Source organism: Chryseobacterium sp. B21-037 (genome assembly GCF_028570785.1).
Classification (GTDB): domain Bacteria; phylum Bacteroidota; class Bacteroidia; order Flavobacteriales; family Weeksellaceae; genus Chryseobacterium; species Chryseobacterium proteolyticum.
The window spans coordinates 4,079,666-4,098,571 of the sequence record NZ_JALGCB010000001.1; the positions used below are offsets into that span (position 1 = coordinate 4,079,666).

The 18,906-nt window shown below is 33.9% G+C and carries 14 protein-coding genes; 6 read left to right on the forward strand and 8 right to left on the reverse strand.

The annotated features are described in order from the left end of the window. The first annotated feature begins 18 nt into the window (after window positions 1-18). From MTQ00_RS18275 to MTQ00_RS18285, 3 genes are all read left to right on the forward strand, one after another. Entirely contained in the window at window positions 19-1,305 is a 1,287-nt protein-coding gene (locus tag MTQ00_RS18275; RefSeq protein ID WP_172284486.1) for a citrate synthase, read from the forward strand. A 169-nt stretch (window positions 1,306-1,474) separates the two neighbouring features. After that, a complete protein-coding gene (locus tag MTQ00_RS18280; RefSeq protein ID WP_172284476.1) occupies window positions 1,475-2,536 on the forward strand; it encodes a helix-turn-helix domain-containing protein in 1,062 nt (353 codons plus the stop codon). Between the two features lie 80 nt (window positions 2,537-2,616). Continuing rightward, the gene (locus MTQ00_RS18285; protein WP_273650553.1) at window positions 2,617-4,980 is read left to right on the forward strand and encodes an outer membrane beta-barrel protein; all 2,364 of its coding nucleotides are present in this window, start codon (window positions 2,617-2,619) and stop codon (window positions 4,978-4,980) included. 44 nt (window positions 4,981-5,024) lie between these two features. On the opposite strand, the gene MTQ00_RS18290 is transcribed toward MTQ00_RS18285, so the two are convergent. Further along, the gene (locus MTQ00_RS18290) at window positions 5,025-5,189 is read right to left on the reverse strand and encodes a hypothetical protein (RefSeq protein ID WP_172284474.1); all 165 of its coding nucleotides are present in this window, start codon (window positions 5,187-5,189) and stop codon (window positions 5,025-5,027) included. 270 nt (window positions 5,190-5,459) lie between these two features. Between MTQ00_RS18290 and MTQ00_RS18295 the strand changes: the two genes are divergently transcribed. The 3 genes from MTQ00_RS18295 (at window position 5,460) to MTQ00_RS18305 (ending at window position 9,284) form a co-directional block, all read left to right on the forward strand. Continuing rightward, complete coding sequence (locus tag MTQ00_RS18295) at window positions 5,460-6,374, forward strand: dimethylarginine dimethylaminohydrolase family protein (protein ID WP_172284472.1); 915 nt, start codon at window positions 5,460-5,462, stop codon at window positions 6,372-6,374. A 68-nt stretch (window positions 6,375-6,442) separates the two neighbouring features. Next, window positions 6,443-7,372, forward strand: a complete 930-nt coding sequence (ctlX, locus tag MTQ00_RS18300; RefSeq protein WP_273650554.1) for a citrulline utilization hydrolase CtlX — start codon at window positions 6,443-6,445, stop codon at window positions 7,370-7,372. A 157-nt stretch (window positions 7,373-7,529) separates the two neighbouring features. Beyond that, window positions 7,530-9,284: a discoidin domain-containing protein gene (locus MTQ00_RS18305; protein WP_273650555.1), complete on the forward strand. Its 1,755-nt coding sequence runs from the start codon at window positions 7,530-7,532 to the stop codon at window positions 9,282-9,284. Window positions 9,285-9,314: 30 nt separating this feature from the next. Here MTQ00_RS18305 and MTQ00_RS18310 read toward each other — a convergent pair whose 3' ends face one another. The 7 genes from MTQ00_RS18310 to recJ form a co-directional block, all read right to left on the reverse strand. After that, window positions 9,315-10,025, reverse strand: a complete 711-nt coding sequence (locus MTQ00_RS18310) for an alpha/beta hydrolase (RefSeq protein WP_273650556.1) — start codon at window positions 10,023-10,025, stop codon at window positions 9,315-9,317. A 215-nt stretch (window positions 10,026-10,240) separates the two neighbouring features. Then, a complete protein-coding gene (locus tag MTQ00_RS18315) occupies window positions 10,241-12,544 on the reverse strand; it encodes a TonB-dependent receptor domain-containing protein (protein ID WP_273650557.1) in 2,304 nt (767 codons plus the stop codon). Between the two features lie 68 nt (window positions 12,545-12,612). After that, complete coding sequence (locus MTQ00_RS18320) at window positions 12,613-14,868, reverse strand: outer membrane beta-barrel family protein (protein WP_273650558.1); 2,256 nt, start codon at window positions 14,866-14,868, stop codon at window positions 12,613-12,615. 404 nt (window positions 14,869-15,272) lie between these two features. Then, complete coding sequence (locus MTQ00_RS18325) at window positions 15,273-15,614, reverse strand: DUF3817 domain-containing protein (RefSeq protein ID WP_273650559.1); 342 nt, start codon at window positions 15,612-15,614, stop codon at window positions 15,273-15,275. Window positions 15,615-15,619: 5 nt separating this feature from the next. Then, window positions 15,620-16,426, reverse strand: a complete 807-nt coding sequence (locus tag MTQ00_RS18330) for a hypothetical protein (RefSeq protein WP_273650560.1) — start codon at window positions 16,424-16,426, stop codon at window positions 15,620-15,622. A gap of 5 nt (window positions 16,427-16,431) precedes the next feature. Further along, window positions 16,432-17,016: a nicotinate (nicotinamide) nucleotide adenylyltransferase gene (gene nadD, locus MTQ00_RS18335; RefSeq protein WP_273651076.1), complete on the reverse strand. Its 585-nt coding sequence runs from the start codon at window positions 17,014-17,016 to the stop codon at window positions 16,432-16,434. A gap of 57 nt (window positions 17,017-17,073) precedes the next feature. Next, on the reverse strand, window positions 17,074-18,786 hold the full coding sequence (gene recJ / locus MTQ00_RS18340; protein WP_273650561.1) for a single-stranded-DNA-specific exonuclease RecJ: 1,713 nt from the start codon (window positions 18,784-18,786) through the stop codon (window positions 17,074-17,076). Between the last annotated feature and the right edge of the window lie 120 nt (window positions 18,787-18,906).

Genomic DNA, 18,906 nt, shown 5'->3' on the forward strand with positions numbered 1-18,906 from the left:
AAAAAAAATAAATAAATAATGTCAGACAACAAAGTTATATTGAATTACGACGGTAATTCATATGAATATCCTATCGTGGATAGTACTATCGGAGACAGAGGGATAGATATTTCAAAACTAAGAGACCAGACGGGTCTTATTACCCTGGATTTAGGGTATAAAAACACCGGAGCTACCATTAGTGATATTACTTACTTGGACGGAGATAAAGGAGAATTATTCTACAGAGGTTATCCAATCGAGCAGATTGCTGAAAAATCTAACTTTACGGAGGTAATGTATCTTTTATTACACGGTGAATTACCTACTCAGGATCAGTACAGTTCTTTCGAAAACAATATCAAAAAATATAACTTCATCGCAGACGAAATGAAAAAGATCATTGATGTTTTTCCTCGTTCTGCTCACCCTATGGGAGTATTATCTTCCCTGACTTCTGCATTAACCGCTTTTAATCCAAAAGCTGTTAACGTAAATTCTAAAGAAGAAATGGACCATGCTGCTGAATTGATGATTGCTAAATTCTCTCATCTTTGTGCATGGACTTACAGAAAAACTCAAGGTTTACCATTAAACCATGGAGATAACAATCTTAACTATGTTGAGAATTTCTATAAAATGGCTTTCAGATTACCAAATGCTGATTTCGAAATCGATCCGGTAGTTGTAGGTGCATTGGATAAGTTATTAATTCTTCACGCTGACCACGAGCAAAACTGTTCTACATCTACTGTAAGAATGGTAGGTTCTGCTCATACAGGTCTTTTTGCTTCTATCTCTGCTGGGGTATCTGCACTTTGGGGGCCTCTTCACGGTGGCGCTAACCAGGCAGTAATTGAAATGCTTGAATTAATTGAAAAAGATGGAGGAGATGTTTCTAAATATGTTGCAAAAGCAAAAGATAAGAACGATAACTTCCGTTTGATGGGATTCGGACACAGAGTTTACAAAAACTTCGACCCAAGAGCTAAAATCATTAAGAAAGCTGCTGATGATATTCTTAGTGCATTAGGAATCCAGGATAAAGCTCTAGATATTGCAATGCAATTAGAAAGAGTAGCTCTTGAGGATGAATACTTCATTGAAAGAAAATTATATCCAAACGTAGATTTCTATTCAGGAATTATTTACAGAGCGTTAGGAATTCCTACAGAAATGTTCACTGTAATGTTTGCATTAGGAAGACTTCCGGGATGGATTTCTCAGTGGAAAGAAATGAGATTAAAAGGAGATCCTATCGGAAGACCAAGACAGGTATATCAAGGAGCTCAGCAAAGAGACTATATCGATATGGTAAACAGATAATATCTGTTTCAACAATAAAAAAATCCCAAAGTGAGCTTTGGGATTTTTTGTTTCTTATCATATTCTTTGTAGGGTGTAGGAGGAAGAATTATAATAAAAAAATGATGGGATTTTAAAAATCGGATGTTGAAATTTCTTATTTTTACTTGGTGTAAAAAACTAATATACAATGACTTTCGGGCAACAATTGTTATTCTTCTTTAGTGCTGTAGGAGCTTTTAACGGGCTTTTGCTTGGGATTTACCTTTTGTTTGTTAAAAAGCTGAAGTACCTTCCTGATTTCTTTCTAGGCCTGATTTTATTAACTTTAAGCATAAGAGTCGGCATATCTGTATGCATCTATTTTTATCCGGACTTACCCAGGATTATTCCTCATCTTGGATTGTCTGCATTGTTTTTTACCGGACCTGCGATATATTATTATATCCGATCATCTTTTTTAAAAGAACAGTTTATCCTTAAAAATTGCAGAAAGTCATTTGGTATCTTGACATTAATTTTGGGTACTGTAGGTCTTTTATACCTTTTTTTTCCGGTAACGTGGGATAGTTATTTCGGTACTTTTATTTATTCAGTATGGACAATATTTGTATTCATGTCGGTGTATGAGTATTATAACAGGACTATAAAACAATCACAAAAGCCGGATAAATTCATACTACCGGTTCTTATTAGTAATCTGATTATATTCTTAACATATCAGCTTATTTCTACAGGCTGGGTTCAGATCTATTGTGCAGGTGGGAGTTTAGTGTTTTCATTTGTTCTGTATGCGAATTTTCTCATTTTGTTTAATAAAAAGTACCATACTACCGAAATAAAGGAGCCTGGCAGGTATTCTAATAAGAAAATATCGAACGAGCAGGTAGACAGCTTTGTTTCAAAACTCGAGAAATTAATGGAAGTCGAAGAACTGCACAAAAATCCTAATTTGAAATTAAATGATCTGGCAATAAAAATGGGGATATCCTCTCACCAGCTTTCTCAGTTGCTTAATGATAATCTGGGAAAAAGTTTTTCAACTTACATTAATGAGTACAGGATTCACGAAGCCTGTGTGATCATTGAAAACGGTTCATTTCTAAAAATTGAAGAAATCGGATACGAAGTAGGATTTAATTCTAAATCGACATTCTTTTCGACATTCAAGAAAATAAAAAATACTACACCTCTTTTATACAGACATTCGCAAACGCCATCTGTAAGCGAACTTCAGAGTTCAAATTTATAATTTCGTACTTCGGAATTTAAACTTTAAAACCTCCTTTGTATTTCCGAATCCTACTTTTGGTTTCATAAAATTTAAAATTTATGAACCTAAGATTGTGGACGCTGATCATGGTATTGTTTCTGTCATATTTTGCTAAAGCCCAAAAGAATATTCAAGGGAAAATTGTGGATTCTGAGACAAAGGCTAACCTTTCGGACGTTAATCTTTCATTTTTCAATGGACTCACTTCCCAACTTATTGAGAAAAAAACGACAGATTCTCTAGGCCGTTTTAGTTTTAAAGGTTTCCCGGAAGGACTTTATGTAATAGTAGAAAAAAGAGGATATCAAACAAAACGGTTGGATACATTCAGGGAAATTTCTGTCATTGAAATGATTCCATCCGGAAAAACTATTGAAGAAATTGTCTTACAATCACCAACCCGTAATGTAAAATTGAATGATGGAAATACGGTAATGAATATAGCCGGGAATAAGGATTTTAAAACGGCAACTCACATGCTGGATGTACTGAGGAAAACACCTGGAGTGACGGTGGATCAGGAAGACGGGATATTTATCGGTGGAAGAATAGCTCCTGCAATTTTCATTGATGGAAAGCCTGTAGTGATGAGTATTCAGGAAACTCGAGCTTATCTGCGGTCCTTATCTCCTGAAATGGTTGAATCTATTGAAATAAATACCAATCCGTCATCTAAGTATGATGCTGAGTTCAAAGGTATCATTGATATCAGACTTAAAAGAAATGCGAATCTGGGCTGGAAAGGAAATTATAATGGAAATATTTCAGTTAATAAGTTCAATTACCGGGAAAACTCTTTGACGTTATCTTATAACACTGAAAAGATAGCATATCAAATGCAGGTGGGTTATAATGAGGGAGTTTCAACTTATCGTTACAATGCGCTGCAACGACTTGCTAACACAAATGTTATGAGAACTGAAACCTATCAAAAAGATGCGGGGAAGGTAACCTCTGTTCTTACTGGCATTGATTACCGGATAAATAGTAAGAATCGACTACGGTTTACACTGAGAGGGAATTTTAGAAATAATAACAGGACACGAACAGGATCATTGTATACTACCAATGAAGATGAAACGCAGTTAATTTTTAATACTGAAAGCAATAATCCCACAGAATACGGTCAGGAGAATTATGGAATATCGACAGATTATTCATGGAGGGGCAAAAACTTTGAAGTGAATTTCTTAGGAAATTATCTACTGGTTAACAACAAGCAAAAAGATGATTTTATTAATAAGAAGCGACCTGATTATGCGTTATTATCATATTGGAAATCCGATTTATCAAATAGGATAAAAATTTATACTGCTCAACTTGATGTTCGTCAAAAAGTGAAAAATACTAATTTTGAAGCCGGAATAAAATATGGCAATACAGAAACCAGCAACAACATCAGGTATGATACATTGGCGTTAAATAATCAGTTTGTTCCGGATCCTACGCGTAGTAATATGTTTTCATACAAGGAAGAGGTATTTGCAGGATATGTAGCTTTCAGCCGGAAACTTAACAAACTTCAAATCAATGGGGGAATAAGATTTGAAAACACAAAAAGTATTTCCGATGCAATCAGTTCCGATTCTGTGGTAGCAAGAAATTATGTTGAGTGGTTGCCATCCTTTGGAATAAATTACGCCTTTAACAAATCTAATGAGATTTCTGTTTCATACAGCAGGAAAATTACACGACCGATTTTTTCACAGCTCAATCCTTTTAGGTTTTACTTCAGCCCATTGAACTATTGGATTGGAAATCCTTATTTGCAACCTTCATTTACCAGTCAGATCAAGGCAACTTATCGTTATAAAAATTGGGTGACAGATTTAACGATAGGAAAAGAAACGGATGTTATGGTCCGATATCCGAGATATGATCCCAAAACAAATGTTTTAGAATATTTAGGGACGAACTTACCTTATCGGAATTTTGCTATTCTGGAAATGAGCTTTCCTATAAAAATTACAAAGTGGTGGAATATCAATACGCAGATTACAGGATATTATAATTACGAATTCCGGCCTTATTTTAATGAGGTGTTTGCTTTTTCAATTTACAATTATGAGCTGAGATTTAATCAGGTATTTTCACTACCTAAGGGCTACACTGTAAATCTTTTTACAAACTATGAATCTAAAACGGGAAATAGCCTGTATATCATTAAGCCCATGTATACGGTCGATCTTTCAATACAAAAAACATGGTTTGACAATAAGCTGAATACAAAGATCAGTTATAATAATATGTTTGACTCATATGATCAACGTCTGGTATTCAGGCATAAGCAAATCATAGATAACCAATTTACCCATTGGTGGGACAGCCGGAGATTTCTGGTTGCGGTAAGTTACAATTTCGGAAGCTCAAAATATCAGGGAAAGGAAATACAGAAAACTGACGAGGAGAATAGATCAAGATAAAATAAAACCTGCTACAAGAAATAGCAGGTTTTTGTTTTTTTTAATTATGGACATACACAATTACCACATGTCCAGATTCTGCAGCTTCCGTCATCATTCCATTCACAGCAGTATCTCGGCTTCGTTGGGCCAGCACCTCCAATAATTGATTTCTGTTGATCTCTTCCTAATTTTTGTGCATTTTTTAGCACTGAAATGTTCTTGTTCATGATTTTGATTTTTTGATGTTGATGATTTAGTTTTAATTTTACATAAAATTATATCACTAATATAGGAGTTTTATTTGTAATATTTACTATTATTTTTCAACAAATGTAGATGATAAACAGTTGTTTATAGATTTTTTAAAGTTTAACGGGTCTCAGAAATGAATGAGTAGCATTATTCTATTGTAACCAAGAATAAATTCTTAGAGAAACTAATTCAAAAGTTTTCCAGCTAGGGACCTTTACTTATATTTGTACATTGCATAAATCTTTATGAAACTAAATATTAAAAACGAAACGGGGAGGTTAAAATCAGTTGTTCTGGGCCAACCTAATTCTCTGGGACCGGTTCCCACCCTTGAGGAAAGCTATGATGCCAAGTCATACTACTCAATCGAACACAACATATATCCTAAAGAATCGGATATTATTGATGAAATGAATGCTTTTGAAGCAGTACTGAAAAAATACGATGTGGAAGTTTTGCGTCCGAGCATTATCAAAGATTACAATCAGGTTTTTGCAAGAGATGTTGCTTTTGTAATTGATGATAAGATGATTATTTCCAATGTAATTGCTGACAGGGCAGATGAGCAGGAAGCTTACAAAAAAGTTTTTGAGAAAGTGGCCTGGAGAAAAATTATTAATCTCCCGGAAACGGCTCATATTGAAGGTGGAGATGTTATTGTCTGGGATGATTTCCTGTTCATAGGAACTTGCTTTAGCGAAGATTACAGAAATTACAAAACAGCGAGAACCAACGAATACGCCATAGAGATCCTAAAAGAATACTTTCCTAAAAAGAGGATCATAGACCTGGAATTAAAAAAGAATGATAAAATTCCTTTCGAGGGTATCCTTCATCTGGATTGTACATTTAATCCTGTTGGAAAAGATAAATGCCTTATCTATAAGAATGGTTTTGTGGACGAAAGCGATTATCGTTTGATTGTTGATATTTTCGGGGAGGAAAATTGTTTCCATTTGACAGATGAAGAGATGTTTGAAATGTTTCCCAATATCTTTTCTATATCTCCTGAAATAGTGGTTTCAGATCAAACATTTACAAGAATGAACAACCATCTGAGAAATGAATGGGGAATGACCGTAGAAGAGATTCCATACCGTGAAATTTCCAAAATGGGCGGACTTTTACGCTGCTCTACAATGCCATTAGTGAGAGAATAATAAAGTAAGAGTGTGAGAGAGTAAAGAGTTTTAATAGCCCAATCTTTCAATTTTTAAATTAAAAAACAATGCAAACTACAGATACAGTATTAATGATTGAACCGATTGCTTTCGGTTATAATGCGGAGACCGCAGAAAATAATTACTTTCAGGTTGAACAGAAAGATTCGGATGTTCAGGCTAAAGCATTAGGAGAATTCAATATTTTTGTTGAGAAACTAAGGAATAAAGGAATCAATGTAATCACAATCAAAGATACATTGGATCCTCATACTCCGGATTCTATTTTTCCGAATAACTGGGTAAGCTTCCATAATGATGGTAAAGTAGTTTTATACCCTATGTTTGCTTCAAACAGAAGAGTTGAAAGAAGAGAAGATATCCTGGAAACAATAAAAAGTAAAGGTTTTGAAATAACGGAAGTAGATGATTGGTCACTTCCTGAAATCCAGGGACACTTTTTAGAGGGAACCGGAAGCATGATCTTTGACCATGACAATAAAATCGCTTATGGTTCTGTTTCTTTAAGATTGGATGAAAAATTATTCAGAGATTTTTGCGAAAAATATGGTTTCGAGCCTATTGTTTTTCATTCTTTTCAGACCGTAGGTTCAGAGAGACTTCCTATTTACCATACCAATGTTATGATGTGTGTAGCTGACAAATTTGTTGTCATTTGCCTGGACTGTATAGATAGCGAGCTTGAAAGAAGCAAGGTTATTGAAACCATCAAAAATTCAGGAAAAGAAATTATTGAGATTTCAGAAGAACAGATGCAGCAATTTGCGGGGAATATGCTTCAGGTCCAGAATAAGGAGGGTCAGAAATTTCTAGTAATGAGCCAGACTGCATATGAATCTTTAACATCAGATCAAGTATCAGCCATTGAAAAATATTGTGAAATTATCTATTCAGATCTAAATACAATAGAAGTAAATGGTGGTGGAAGTGCACGTTGTATGCTGGCGGAAGTTTTTTTACCCAAAAAAACAATATAAAATAAACCAAAAAATATTACATATTATCTTCCGGCCTGATTTCTATGCCGGAAGATTTTATTTAAAAATGAGTAGACTTGAAGATATTGATACTTTTAATTTATAAGTAAACCGAAAAAAGTTAAGTAAATTTGGATCTTACATAAAAATTATGAAGATGCAGAAGTACTTTTTTATGATGCTTGTTTTGTTGGGAACAAGTTTGAAAGCCCAGCAAAAAACATTTTGTAATCCCATTAATATTGACTACGGATATACGCCCTTTGAATCTTTTTCTCAACAGGGAAAACACCGGGCGACTGCTGATCCTGTTATCGTAAACTTTAAAAACAAACTTTTTTTGTTTTCCACAAACCAGGAAGGTTATTGGTATAGTGATGATATGCTTGACTGGAAATTTGTACAAAGAAAATTTTTACGGGATAAGAAATATATTCATGATCTAAATGCACCTGCAGTTTGGGCCATGAAAGATACTTTATATGTTTTCGGCTCGACCTGGGAACAGGACTTTCCGATCTGGAAAAGTACAAATCCTACGAAAGATGATTGGGAAATTGCTGTAGATACTTTAAAAGTCGGAGCCTGGGATCCTGCCTTTCATTATGACGAAGACAAAAATAAACTCTACCTGTATTGGGGTTCAAGTAATGAATGGCCCTTGCTTGGAACAGAAGTAAAAGTAAAGACATTACAATCTGAAGGGTTTGTAAAACCTATATTGAGATTAAAGCCGGAGGATCATGGCTGGGAACGTTTTGGAGAATATAATGATAACGTATTTTTACAACCTTTTGTTGAGGGTGCATGGATGACGAAACATAATAACAAATATTATATGCAGTACGGAGCTCCCGCTACTGAATTCAGTGGATATTCTGATGGAGTGTATGTGAGTAAAAACCCTTTAGAAGGTTTCGAATATCAACAGCATAATCCCTTTTCATACAAACCAGGTGGTTTTGCCAGAGGTGCCGGACATGGAGCAACCTTCGAAGACAATTATAAAAACTGGTGGCATGTTTCAACAATTTTTATTTCCACAAAAAATAATTTTGAGAGAAGACTGGGGATCTGGCCTGCAGGTTTCGATAAAGATGATGTAATGTATTGTAATACATCCTATGGAGATTACCCTACTTATCTTCCACAATATGCTCAGGGAAAAGATTTCTCCAAAGATCTTTTTGCAGGTTGGATGCTGTTGAATTATAATAAGCCTGTCCAGGTTTCTTCGACCTTAGGAGGATATCATTCAAACTACGCTGTTGATGAAGATATAAAGACCTATTGGAGTGCTAAAACAGGTAATTCTGGTGAGTGGTTTCAGACGGATCTTGGCGAAGTTTCCACGATCAATGCAATTCAGATCAATTATGCTGATCAGGACGTGGAATTCTTAGGGAAGACTTTAGGGAAAATGCATCAATACAAAATCTATGGATCCAATGATGGGAAAAAATGGACTGTTATTGTGGATAAAAGTAAAAACACAAAGGATGTTCCTCACGATTATGTGGAGCTGGAAAAACCGGCAAAAGCAAGATTCCTTAAAATGGAAAACCTTAAAATGCCTACCGGAAAATTTGCATTAAGTGGTTTCAGGGTATTTGGAAAAGGAGCGGGACAAAAACCTCCAAAAGTTCAGAACTTTGTTCCTTTGCGTGCTGATGCAAAGAAATATGGAGAAAGAAGAAGTATCTGGATGAAATGGCAGCAAAACCAGGATGCCGATGGGTATGTAATATATTGGGGTAAGTCGCCGGATAAATTATACGGAAGCATCATGGTATATGGAAAGAATGAGTATTTCTTTACTGGAGCAGACAGAACGGATGCGTATTATTTTCAGATAGAAGCTTTCAACGCTAATGGAATCTCAGAAAGAACAGAAGTAATGAAATCAGAATAAAAAATAAGCGCTTTGGATTTTTCAAAGCGCTTATTTTTTATCAGCTTGCTTTAAAAATTGATCAATCTTTGTAATAAGAAAAGTACTGTTATATTCTTTATCCCAATCAAGGTGTCCGCCATTAAATTCAAAAGATTCGTGAAAAATATTATTCTTATTTAAAACAGAATCAAGAATTTTTTTTTGAGATACGGGGATAACCTGATCATTCTTTCCGTAATAAGATAAAGTAGGAGCTGAGGTTCTTGTAATCCAGTTAACGGGGCTCGCAAACTGTACTGTTGAGATACCAGAAGGGATCACTTTTGTATCAATCAGATGCTTTTCAACAAATGAGTAATCAAAATACCCTTTAAAACCTGCATCTGCCAGGTCTGTAGGGCCTACAATGTTAATAACTGCTTTTATCCTCTTGTTTTTATTAAATTTATAAGCATATATCATTGATAAATGAGCTCCTGCACTATTTCCAAGAAGAATAAAACGTGGTTTGTATTTAAGTGTTTTTTCCAAATGGGATAAAACACGATCAATATCATTGGTTTGATTCGGAATTCCAAACTGTGAAACTGAAGCTAATCTGTAGTTCATATTAACGAAAATGGAATTCTGGAACTTTTGCATCAGGGATAGAGTAAAGAATGTTAATTGAGATTTATTTCCACTACGCCAGCCTCCACCATGTATAATTAAAAAGACATCAGTTTTTGAATTGTAATGAGGTGGGAAATATAAATCCATTTTTTGGTCCGGACTCTCACCGTAGGAAATATTTTCCTCACTTTTAAAACATATCTTATTACCAAGACTGACTGTCTTCTTTTTGCAACTTATGCTACACAGGATTAATAATAAACTACAAAAGGATATCAGATTTTTCATATGCTCTAAGATAAAAAACTCACTGAGAAATCAGTGAGTTTGGCAAAAATAATTGATATGAAGAATGAATGTTTTTATCGGGTTCTGTTTTTAATATCATCTGAGGCGCTTTCAATATCCCTTACCTTTTTTATTTTTTGATTTCCGAAATTGTAAGTGATGCTTAAAGTCATTCCTCTTCTGTACTGATCGTTTCTGATGTAATTGTAATTTCCGTTTGGCTGATAATCTTCTATTTCTACGATATTGGTTCTTAGAACATCATTCACATTAAGAGCAAAGGTCCAGTCGTTCCAGTTTTTCTTTATACTTAAATCAAGACTCATCAGGTTTTTCAGCATTCCAAGCTCTATTTGTTGTTTGTCAATAAAGAAATAATTAACTCCTAAAAACCAGGTTTTTTTCTTATCTAGACGAATGGTGTTATTACTCGTGATTACAATGCTTGTCGATTTTACAGTATTAGTATAAACCAATGGCTTTCCGTCCTTATCAACAAAAGTGTCTCCTGTAGTTGGATCTTCAGCCAAAGAACCATTGTTGATATTGTGCTGAACACCGGTATTAAAATTCAGGGTCAAGTATTGTTTAAAGAAATTTTTCTGAATTCCTACCATGGCAGACATTTCCTGCTTGTCTCCAAAATTTGTTCTGATGTAACGCAGTACATTTTGAGTGCCTATTTTTCCATCCGCAGATTTTATAAAGCCTTGTAAAGGAACCTGTGTGATCTGATCTTTAAAATAAGAGTGGTTTAAAATCAGGAAATAAGAGTTTTTATACATGTAGGTCAATTCCTGATTGTATGTTGATGAAGCTTTTACAAAGGGATTGTTTTGTGTGTAGTTAAACTCTGTAATGTAATTTCTTATCGGGTTTAATTCCCAGAAGCTTGGTCTTCTCATTCTGCTTGAAAATGAATAGGAAATATTATTCTTATCATTGATAGCATAATTGAAGCTGAGGTACGGCAGGAAATTATTATAATTTCTCTCAATTCTCTGATGTTTTTGGCTTTCAATTATATTGGTAGGACTATCCGCTGTTCCCAGGCTGTTTGTAATTTCATATCGGGCACCCACCTTTCCTGAAAATTTATCTGAAAACTTTTTTTCAAGAGTGAGATACACTCCATAGATATTTTCATCATATATAAAATGGTTGAAATCCGGTGCTGGCTGTGGATTATTGTTATAATTACCATCCTTATCTATAAACTGATATGTAAAGTTCTTTGTATCATTATCAGTTTTGGTTTTATTGAAATTTCCACCTAAAGAGAGGGTAAAGTCATTCTTAAATTTCTGAATATAATCTACTGTACCTGAAAAATTCTTAATGACCTGCGGAGTATTTTGTGTGATTGTTTTTCCTGGTCTGGAATAACCGTTACCATTTTCATCCGGAATCATGGTGTTATTTTTTGAAAACTGAAACCTTTTGTAAATAAGATATGCAGCATTTGCATTAAATTTACTTCCAAGGGAGTCCAGTTTTAGCTCATAGTTTAAATTCACAGAGTTATTGTAGTTTCTGGAATCTTCTCTGTTTTTAGTCCATGTATGCGTTGTTTCTACCACACCCAACGAGTTTGGCTGCGTTAAGGTATTAAATAAATCGATCGTGGAGTTGTAACTTCTGTTAGCCCAGGAATTCCATGATAATGCCAGATTACTTTTTTCGGTCAGTTGATAATCAATATTCAGATAGCCACCAATATTTTTATTTGGATCATCAATATCTCCTACCGATTCATTTTTTAGCTGATCTGTACCATTTCGCAGAATATAAGATTGAGGTTGAATATTTTCTCCCCCGTTGAGATTAGCACTGATTCCTAATTTATCTTTTCTGTAATTAGCAGAAAAACTGGCTGAGCTTGCATTGTATTTATTTTGGCTATTGGACATTCTCATATTCCCATTCAATCCGTCGCTCATTTTTTTCTTTAAAACGATATTGATGATTCCATCAGAAGACTCTACCTGGTATTCACTTCCGGGAACCGTAATGACTTCAATTTTCTGGATATTTTCTGCAGGAGTATTTTTAAGGAACTGCACCAGAGACTCAGAGTCCATATTGGTTTTTCGTCCGTTGATATAGATCAGTACATTATTCTTTCCTGCTATTTTTAATGTTTTATCATCTGTAGTTGATAGCAGTGGTGTTTGCTTCAAAAGATCAAATGTTGTATTTCCTTTAGCAACTGGTGAAGCAGCTACATCATATACAAAGCGGTCGCTCTGCTTTTTAAAAATCTGTTTTGTTAGAGTAACTCCTTCGATATTTTTGGTTTTTACCGAATCTGATTTTTTTTCCTGGGCGAGTGCTAATCCGCTGAAAAATAAGGCTGCGATGAGTAGTGGCGTTTTCATGAAATTTATTTTTTTGTGCAGCTTTGGACTCTTATGTATTTGATCTAAAGCTGTAATAGGTTAGTTAATTAAGTTCTCGATTTTACAGCATCATTTGCTGATTTTATTTCCCTTGCTTTTTGCAGTTTCTGGTTTCCGAAGTTATAAGTGACCCCGATATTCAATATTCTTGGATAACCAAAATTGGTCACATTATTATAGCTGCCATTAGGCTGGACACCATTGATTTTATTGAAGTTTTGGTTAAACACATCATATAATTCTGCTACAAAAGTCCAGTTACCCATGATCTTTTTGACACTCAGGTCAAGACTCTGTCTGATACCCATTTCTCCGATTTCCATTTTACTTTTGCTTGCAAAGAAATAATTGATTCCCAGGAACCAGTCTTTTTTGGCAGATAAGCGGATGGTATTATTAAACTGTGCTGAAAAATTGAAATTTTTCACATCAACGATATACGGGGCAAGAACTTCTGTTTGTCCTGGTATTTGAACAGATGTCGGATCTTCACTTACTGTCCCTGAATACATTACATAAGCTAAATTAACTGAGTAATTGGTTGTCCAGATTTCTTTGATCCATGATTTATTCATTCCCAGAGTAAGACCCAGCTGTTTGTTATTACCATAATTCGTTCTGATATATCTTAGAAATTTAGTCGTAACCATTTTAGGATTTCCATTTTCATCCAGAATGATCTGACCATTTTTGTCCTTTTCCGGTTTGGTGACTGTTCCTTGTAATGGCACCTGATTAGAAGCATCCTCTACATAGTTAAAGCTTAAATTTGCGTAAAATGCATTCTTAAACATATAGTTAATTTCCTGATTGTAATGTTTAGAAGCTAATACAAAAGGATTATTCTGAGTATAATTATCCGGTGTAAAGTAAGTTCTTGATGGATTCAGTTCCCAGAATCTTGGTCTTCTGATCCGGCTTGAGAAAGTGTAGCTTATGTTATTATCTTCATTAATTGCATAGTTGATATTAACATACGGCAACAGGTTGTTATAATTTCTGTCGAAGCTGGTTTTTCCCAGAATCTCTCCGCTGCTTTTAGTCATTTCATAACGGGTTCCTATTTTACCGGACAATTTTTCGTTTAATTTCCTTTCATAAGTGATGTATGCTCCTAAGATGTTTTCCTTATAAATAAAATAATTTGTTTGATCGTAGTCATTTACAAAACCATTAGCAGTATAAATATCCTGTCTTGTATCGTTATCTGTTTTCGTATTGTTATAGCTTACTCCCATCAACCATGAATCTCCAGATTTTGTTTTTTTAAGGTAGTCGATATTAGCAGCATAATTATTGATGATTTGGGGAACCCATTGTTTAAACGCTCCATATTTGTTATCCTTGTCAGTTACAAATGGAAAGGTTTCGTTAATACTGTATTTATCCCTGTTGAACCACAAATATGAAATATTGGAAGTTAGTTTACTACCTAATGTATCCGTTTTTATTTCATAATTTAAATTGAAAGAATGGTTTCTTCTTTGTGCGTCTTCATCATTTACGGTTCTGTTTTTTAAAACTCCGTTCTGAATATTTGTGATATCTAAGATTGAGTTAAAGCTCTTATTATACCTCATATTATAAGTGAAGCTGAGGTTCTGTTTTTTATCGATTTCATAATCAATATTTACGCTTCCTCCAAAATTTTTGTTTGGATCATCATTAAATCCAAAAGATTCATTTTTAAATGTGGAATCTCCGTTTGACAACCTGTATTTTTCTCTTTCTGTCCAGCTTCCTGTATTGAAATTGGTGTTTACAGCAAATTTATTCTGTCTGAAATTAAAAGAAACTCCGGCTGAAGGATTGTTATAATAACTTTGTTCATTTTGCATTTTCAAAGTTCCATTATAACCATTATTCCTCTTCTTTTTCATCACAATATTGATAACTCCCTCGTTGGATTCAACCTGAAATTCACTGCCAGGGACTGTAATTACCTCAATTTTCTGAATATCCTCTGAAGGCGTATTTTTTAGCATTTCAATTAATGATTCAGAATCCATGTTGGTCTTTTTATTATTGATGTAGATAACAACCTCTGACTTTCCCATAATTTTTAACGATTTTCCGTCAATGCTGGAAATCATAGGAGTTTGTTTTAGCAGATTGAAAGAGTTTGTTCCTTTCGCAATAGGGGATGATGCAACATCATAAATAAAACGGTCGCTTTGTTTTCTGAAGACCTGTTTCTTTAAAGTTATACCCTCTATATTTTTAGTTTTTAAAGTATCAGATTTTTGTTGGGCAAAAATAAATCCGCTGAAAAATAAAGCTGAAATGAGAAGTGGCGTTTTCATGATTTTATTTTTAGTTTGTTAATAGCTTGTATTTGTTATTATTTAACATTACAAAGATATATAATAAATTTAGTATTATGCAATACAAAGTACTTAAAATGTTTTTGACTTATTATTAACTTATTGATTTTCAGGATGTAAATTTTAAATTAAAAATTTTACAGATTAAGATGTTTCAATTATTTAGACAACTTAAGTTCTAAAGTTGTTACATCATAATCGGCAATTAGGAAAAATTAACATAAAAGAGACTTAAAAAAGTTTCTGTCTCAGTTATATTTCGATGTTGATTATTACTCAATTAAAAGTGATGTGATAGATATGTATAGGAATGCAATGTAGATAAATAAAAAAAGGACTTATCAGTCCTTTTTAATATATTGTATATTCAGTGGAGAACCGATTTATTCTCTGTCGAAACGGGCTAATTTTTTATCTACCCATATTGTGGCAAATGGGAAAAATGCCGAGAGTAGGGCAAAAACAAAATCTTCGTCATCCCATTTGAATATTTTTCTCACCGGAATACAAAGTAAAAGATATACAGTAAAAAAAAGACCATGAATGTTTCCGATGACAATAATAAAAATTGTGGGAAGCAATCCTTCGTCATCATATCTCTTCCAGATCATGGCAACCCCATAAAGTAAAAAACAGGAAACTGCTTCAGCTACACAGATTTGCTTGAACCATTTAATGATTTTTTCCTGGGGATATTTTGAGAAAAATTTTTCGATGAAATTCATTTCGATTACTTATAATAAATTTTAAAAGAATATTTAATACCATTATACAGAATGGCTCGTTTTGAGAGGACAAATTTACTAGATTTTATAAAACTCTTAATCTTTTTTTCAAAGTAAGGAATAAACTGCTTATTGTATCGATTTATTATATGATGATCAAAGCTTTCCACTTTTAAAGTATCGTCATTCTCATCTACATATAACATAACTTTAGTAAAAGATTGATTCTTTTGTGAAGAATCTATGTATCCTTTTGGATACATGAAATTTTTGAAAAAAAAGGTATTGAGTAAAATATCAGCTAATTTAGGATCTCCTTTATAGATCCAATTTAAATTATCATTATATTCAAAAATTATAGAAGGATTTTTATTCACATGATCTAAAAGTGATTGTTTTACAATGTCCTCGATAAGATCTTTACCAAATTTTTTTTCTGTAAAGTAATTCATATATCGATGATAACATAAATTACTGGTGTAATGTGCTGGTATGTCGCTTCCCATAAAAGCTCCTCCCCAAATAATATTGTGCTTTTTTAAAGCTTGTTCGATCTCTTTCTTTGCTGGAAAATCATCTCCACCTGGTGCGATAAGGTATGTAAAATATTTATTTTCAATCTTTGAATCTTCAACTGCTTTAATTGAATCATTACTACATTGTTCATTATAATATTTTTGCCTTTCTTGAAATCTTTTTATGTATTCTATCTCTTTTTCCTTTCGTAAAGAATCTGCTATTTTAGTAGATGTATCTTGACCAAATAAAAAGGCTTGAGTGAGAAAAATGAAAAAAAAGATATAAAATTTCATATTTGTTACTTATAAAAACTACTACCATCCAAATATTCAAAAACCTCAGGAGGGAGCATAGGACGCACATTTTTACCTTCCTTGATCATATGGCGAATTTCGGTTGCAGAAATTTCAATGACAGGGGCTTTGATAAAAGAAATATTTTCGTGTTGTACATACTCAGAATCTTTTTTCTCGCCTTCAAAAATTCGTGGATAAACAATAATATGGTGATTCTTTAATAAAGTTTCGGAATTTTTCCATTTATGCAGGCCCTCCAAATTGTCCTCTCCCATAATCAAGCTGAATGAATGATCAGGGTATTTTTCATTGAGATACGTCAGAGTGTCAATAGTATAACTTGGCCTGGGTAAAGAAAACTCCACATTGGAAGCCCTCATGTTCGGGTAATTTTTAATAGCTGCCTGTACCATATCCAGTCGATTATGATCTTTAAGCAATGATTTTTTATCCTTAAAAGGGTTTTGAGGACTTACAACAAACCATAATTCTTCCATATTTGAATTTTCCAGAATATAATTCGCAAGAATAAGATGTCCAATATGTATAGGATTGAAAGATCCGAAGAATAAACCGATTTTTTTCATTTTCATTTGCAGGTGTATATGAGATGCAAAGTATAGCGTTAAAGTTGTATTTTATCCTTAGTCCCTAAACTTCACATCCTTTATATTCAGGTAGTGTGTTACATTTCCTTTCCAGTGATTTTCTTCCAGAGTAAATGCGAGATCGAAATGCTTATTTCTGAAGTCTTCAGAGAATTGCCCTAATTTAAAACCAACGCATTCTATATTTCTACCGGTGGATTCCTGCTTAATATAAAATTTCACGTGGTTATTATCTTTCCCCATTGTTTTTATATAACCGGATAATTTCTGGTTCCTTAAAGTGAGGATGGGTTTCATATTATGTGGACCAAAGGGTGCAAGTTTTCTATGGAAATTTATAAACTCGCGGTTGATATCATCAATTTCTATTTCAGAATCTATAATGATCGATGATTCTTTCTGGTGTTCCTGAATCTTTTCAGCGACCACCTTTTCGAATTTTTCCTTAAATGCCTCGAATTTAGATTTTTCCATTGAAAGTCCCGCTGCAGCATGATGTCCTCCAAATTTCAAAAAGTACTCTGAGCACATATCCAACGCCTCATGAACATCGAAATCAGAAACTGATCTTGCGGAAGCAACCATTTCTCCGTTGTTACCATCTGTAAAAACCAAAGTGGGTTTGTAATAAGTCTCAATGAGTCTGGATGCTACGATTCCGATAACACCTTTATTCCACTCAGGGTGGTAAACAATCGTTGTCAGATTGGTTTCCTGTTGCGATTCAATGATTTGATTAAGTGCCGAAAGCGTCGAGTTCATATCGAGTTCCCGTCTTTCATCATTAAGTCCCATAATGTCACTTACAATCTGATGCGCATGTTTCAGATTATCTGAAACCATAAGTTCTACAGCTGCTTTTCCATGAGAAATTCTACCGGCAGCATTGATCTTTGGAGCAATTTCAAAAACAATGTTTGAAATTTCAAAATGAGAAAGTTTATCTTCGGGAATTAAGAGTCTTAATCCTAAATTTCTTGTTTTTCGAAGGGTTTTTAAACCCATTTTGGCCAGAACCCTGTTTTCTCCGGTCATTGAGACAATATCTGCAGCAATAGAAATTGCAAGCAAATCGGTTAATTCAAACAGCTCCGAATCCGGTATTTTGTAGATTGTATTTAGACCCTGGCATAATTTAAAGCCAACTCCGCACCCTGAAAGCTCTTTGAAAGGATATCTGCAATCACTTCTTTTAGGATCTAATACGGCAACTGCATTAGGAATTTCATCTCCTGGTAAGTGGTGGTCACAAATAATAAAATCAACGCCTAAATTCTGCGCATAATTAATCATATCAATTGCTTTGATCCCACAATCCAGAGCTATAATCAAAGAAAATCCATTCTCCTTTGCAAAATCTATCCCTTCTGTTGAAATACCGTATCCCTCAGAGTTTCTGTCCGGAATATAATAATCAAGATATTTTTTCTGAACTATTTTGCTGAGGTATAAATACATCAGCGCAACAGCAGTTGTTCCATCTACATCATAATCTCCATAAACCAATATTTTTTCACCATTCTCAATAGCTGTTGCAATACGCTCTACAGCCTTTTGCATATCAGCCATTAAAAACGGACTATGTATATCAGTGAGATTGGGCTTAAAAAATTCTCTTGCCTTTTGATAATTGTCAATTCCTCTAAGAACGAGAAGTTTAGATTCAAAAGTTCCGAAACCAAGTGACGAACTTAATCTGTCTACAACTTCCTCATCGGGTTCAGGTCTGTAAATCCATTTTTGACTCATTTCACAAAAATAGGGAAAATATATTTTAAAAAGGAATGATGAACTGTTAATATAATAATATAAAACAAAGATTTTAAGTGACGTTAAAGACCTTTCAATTCTGATTTGTTATTAATATTT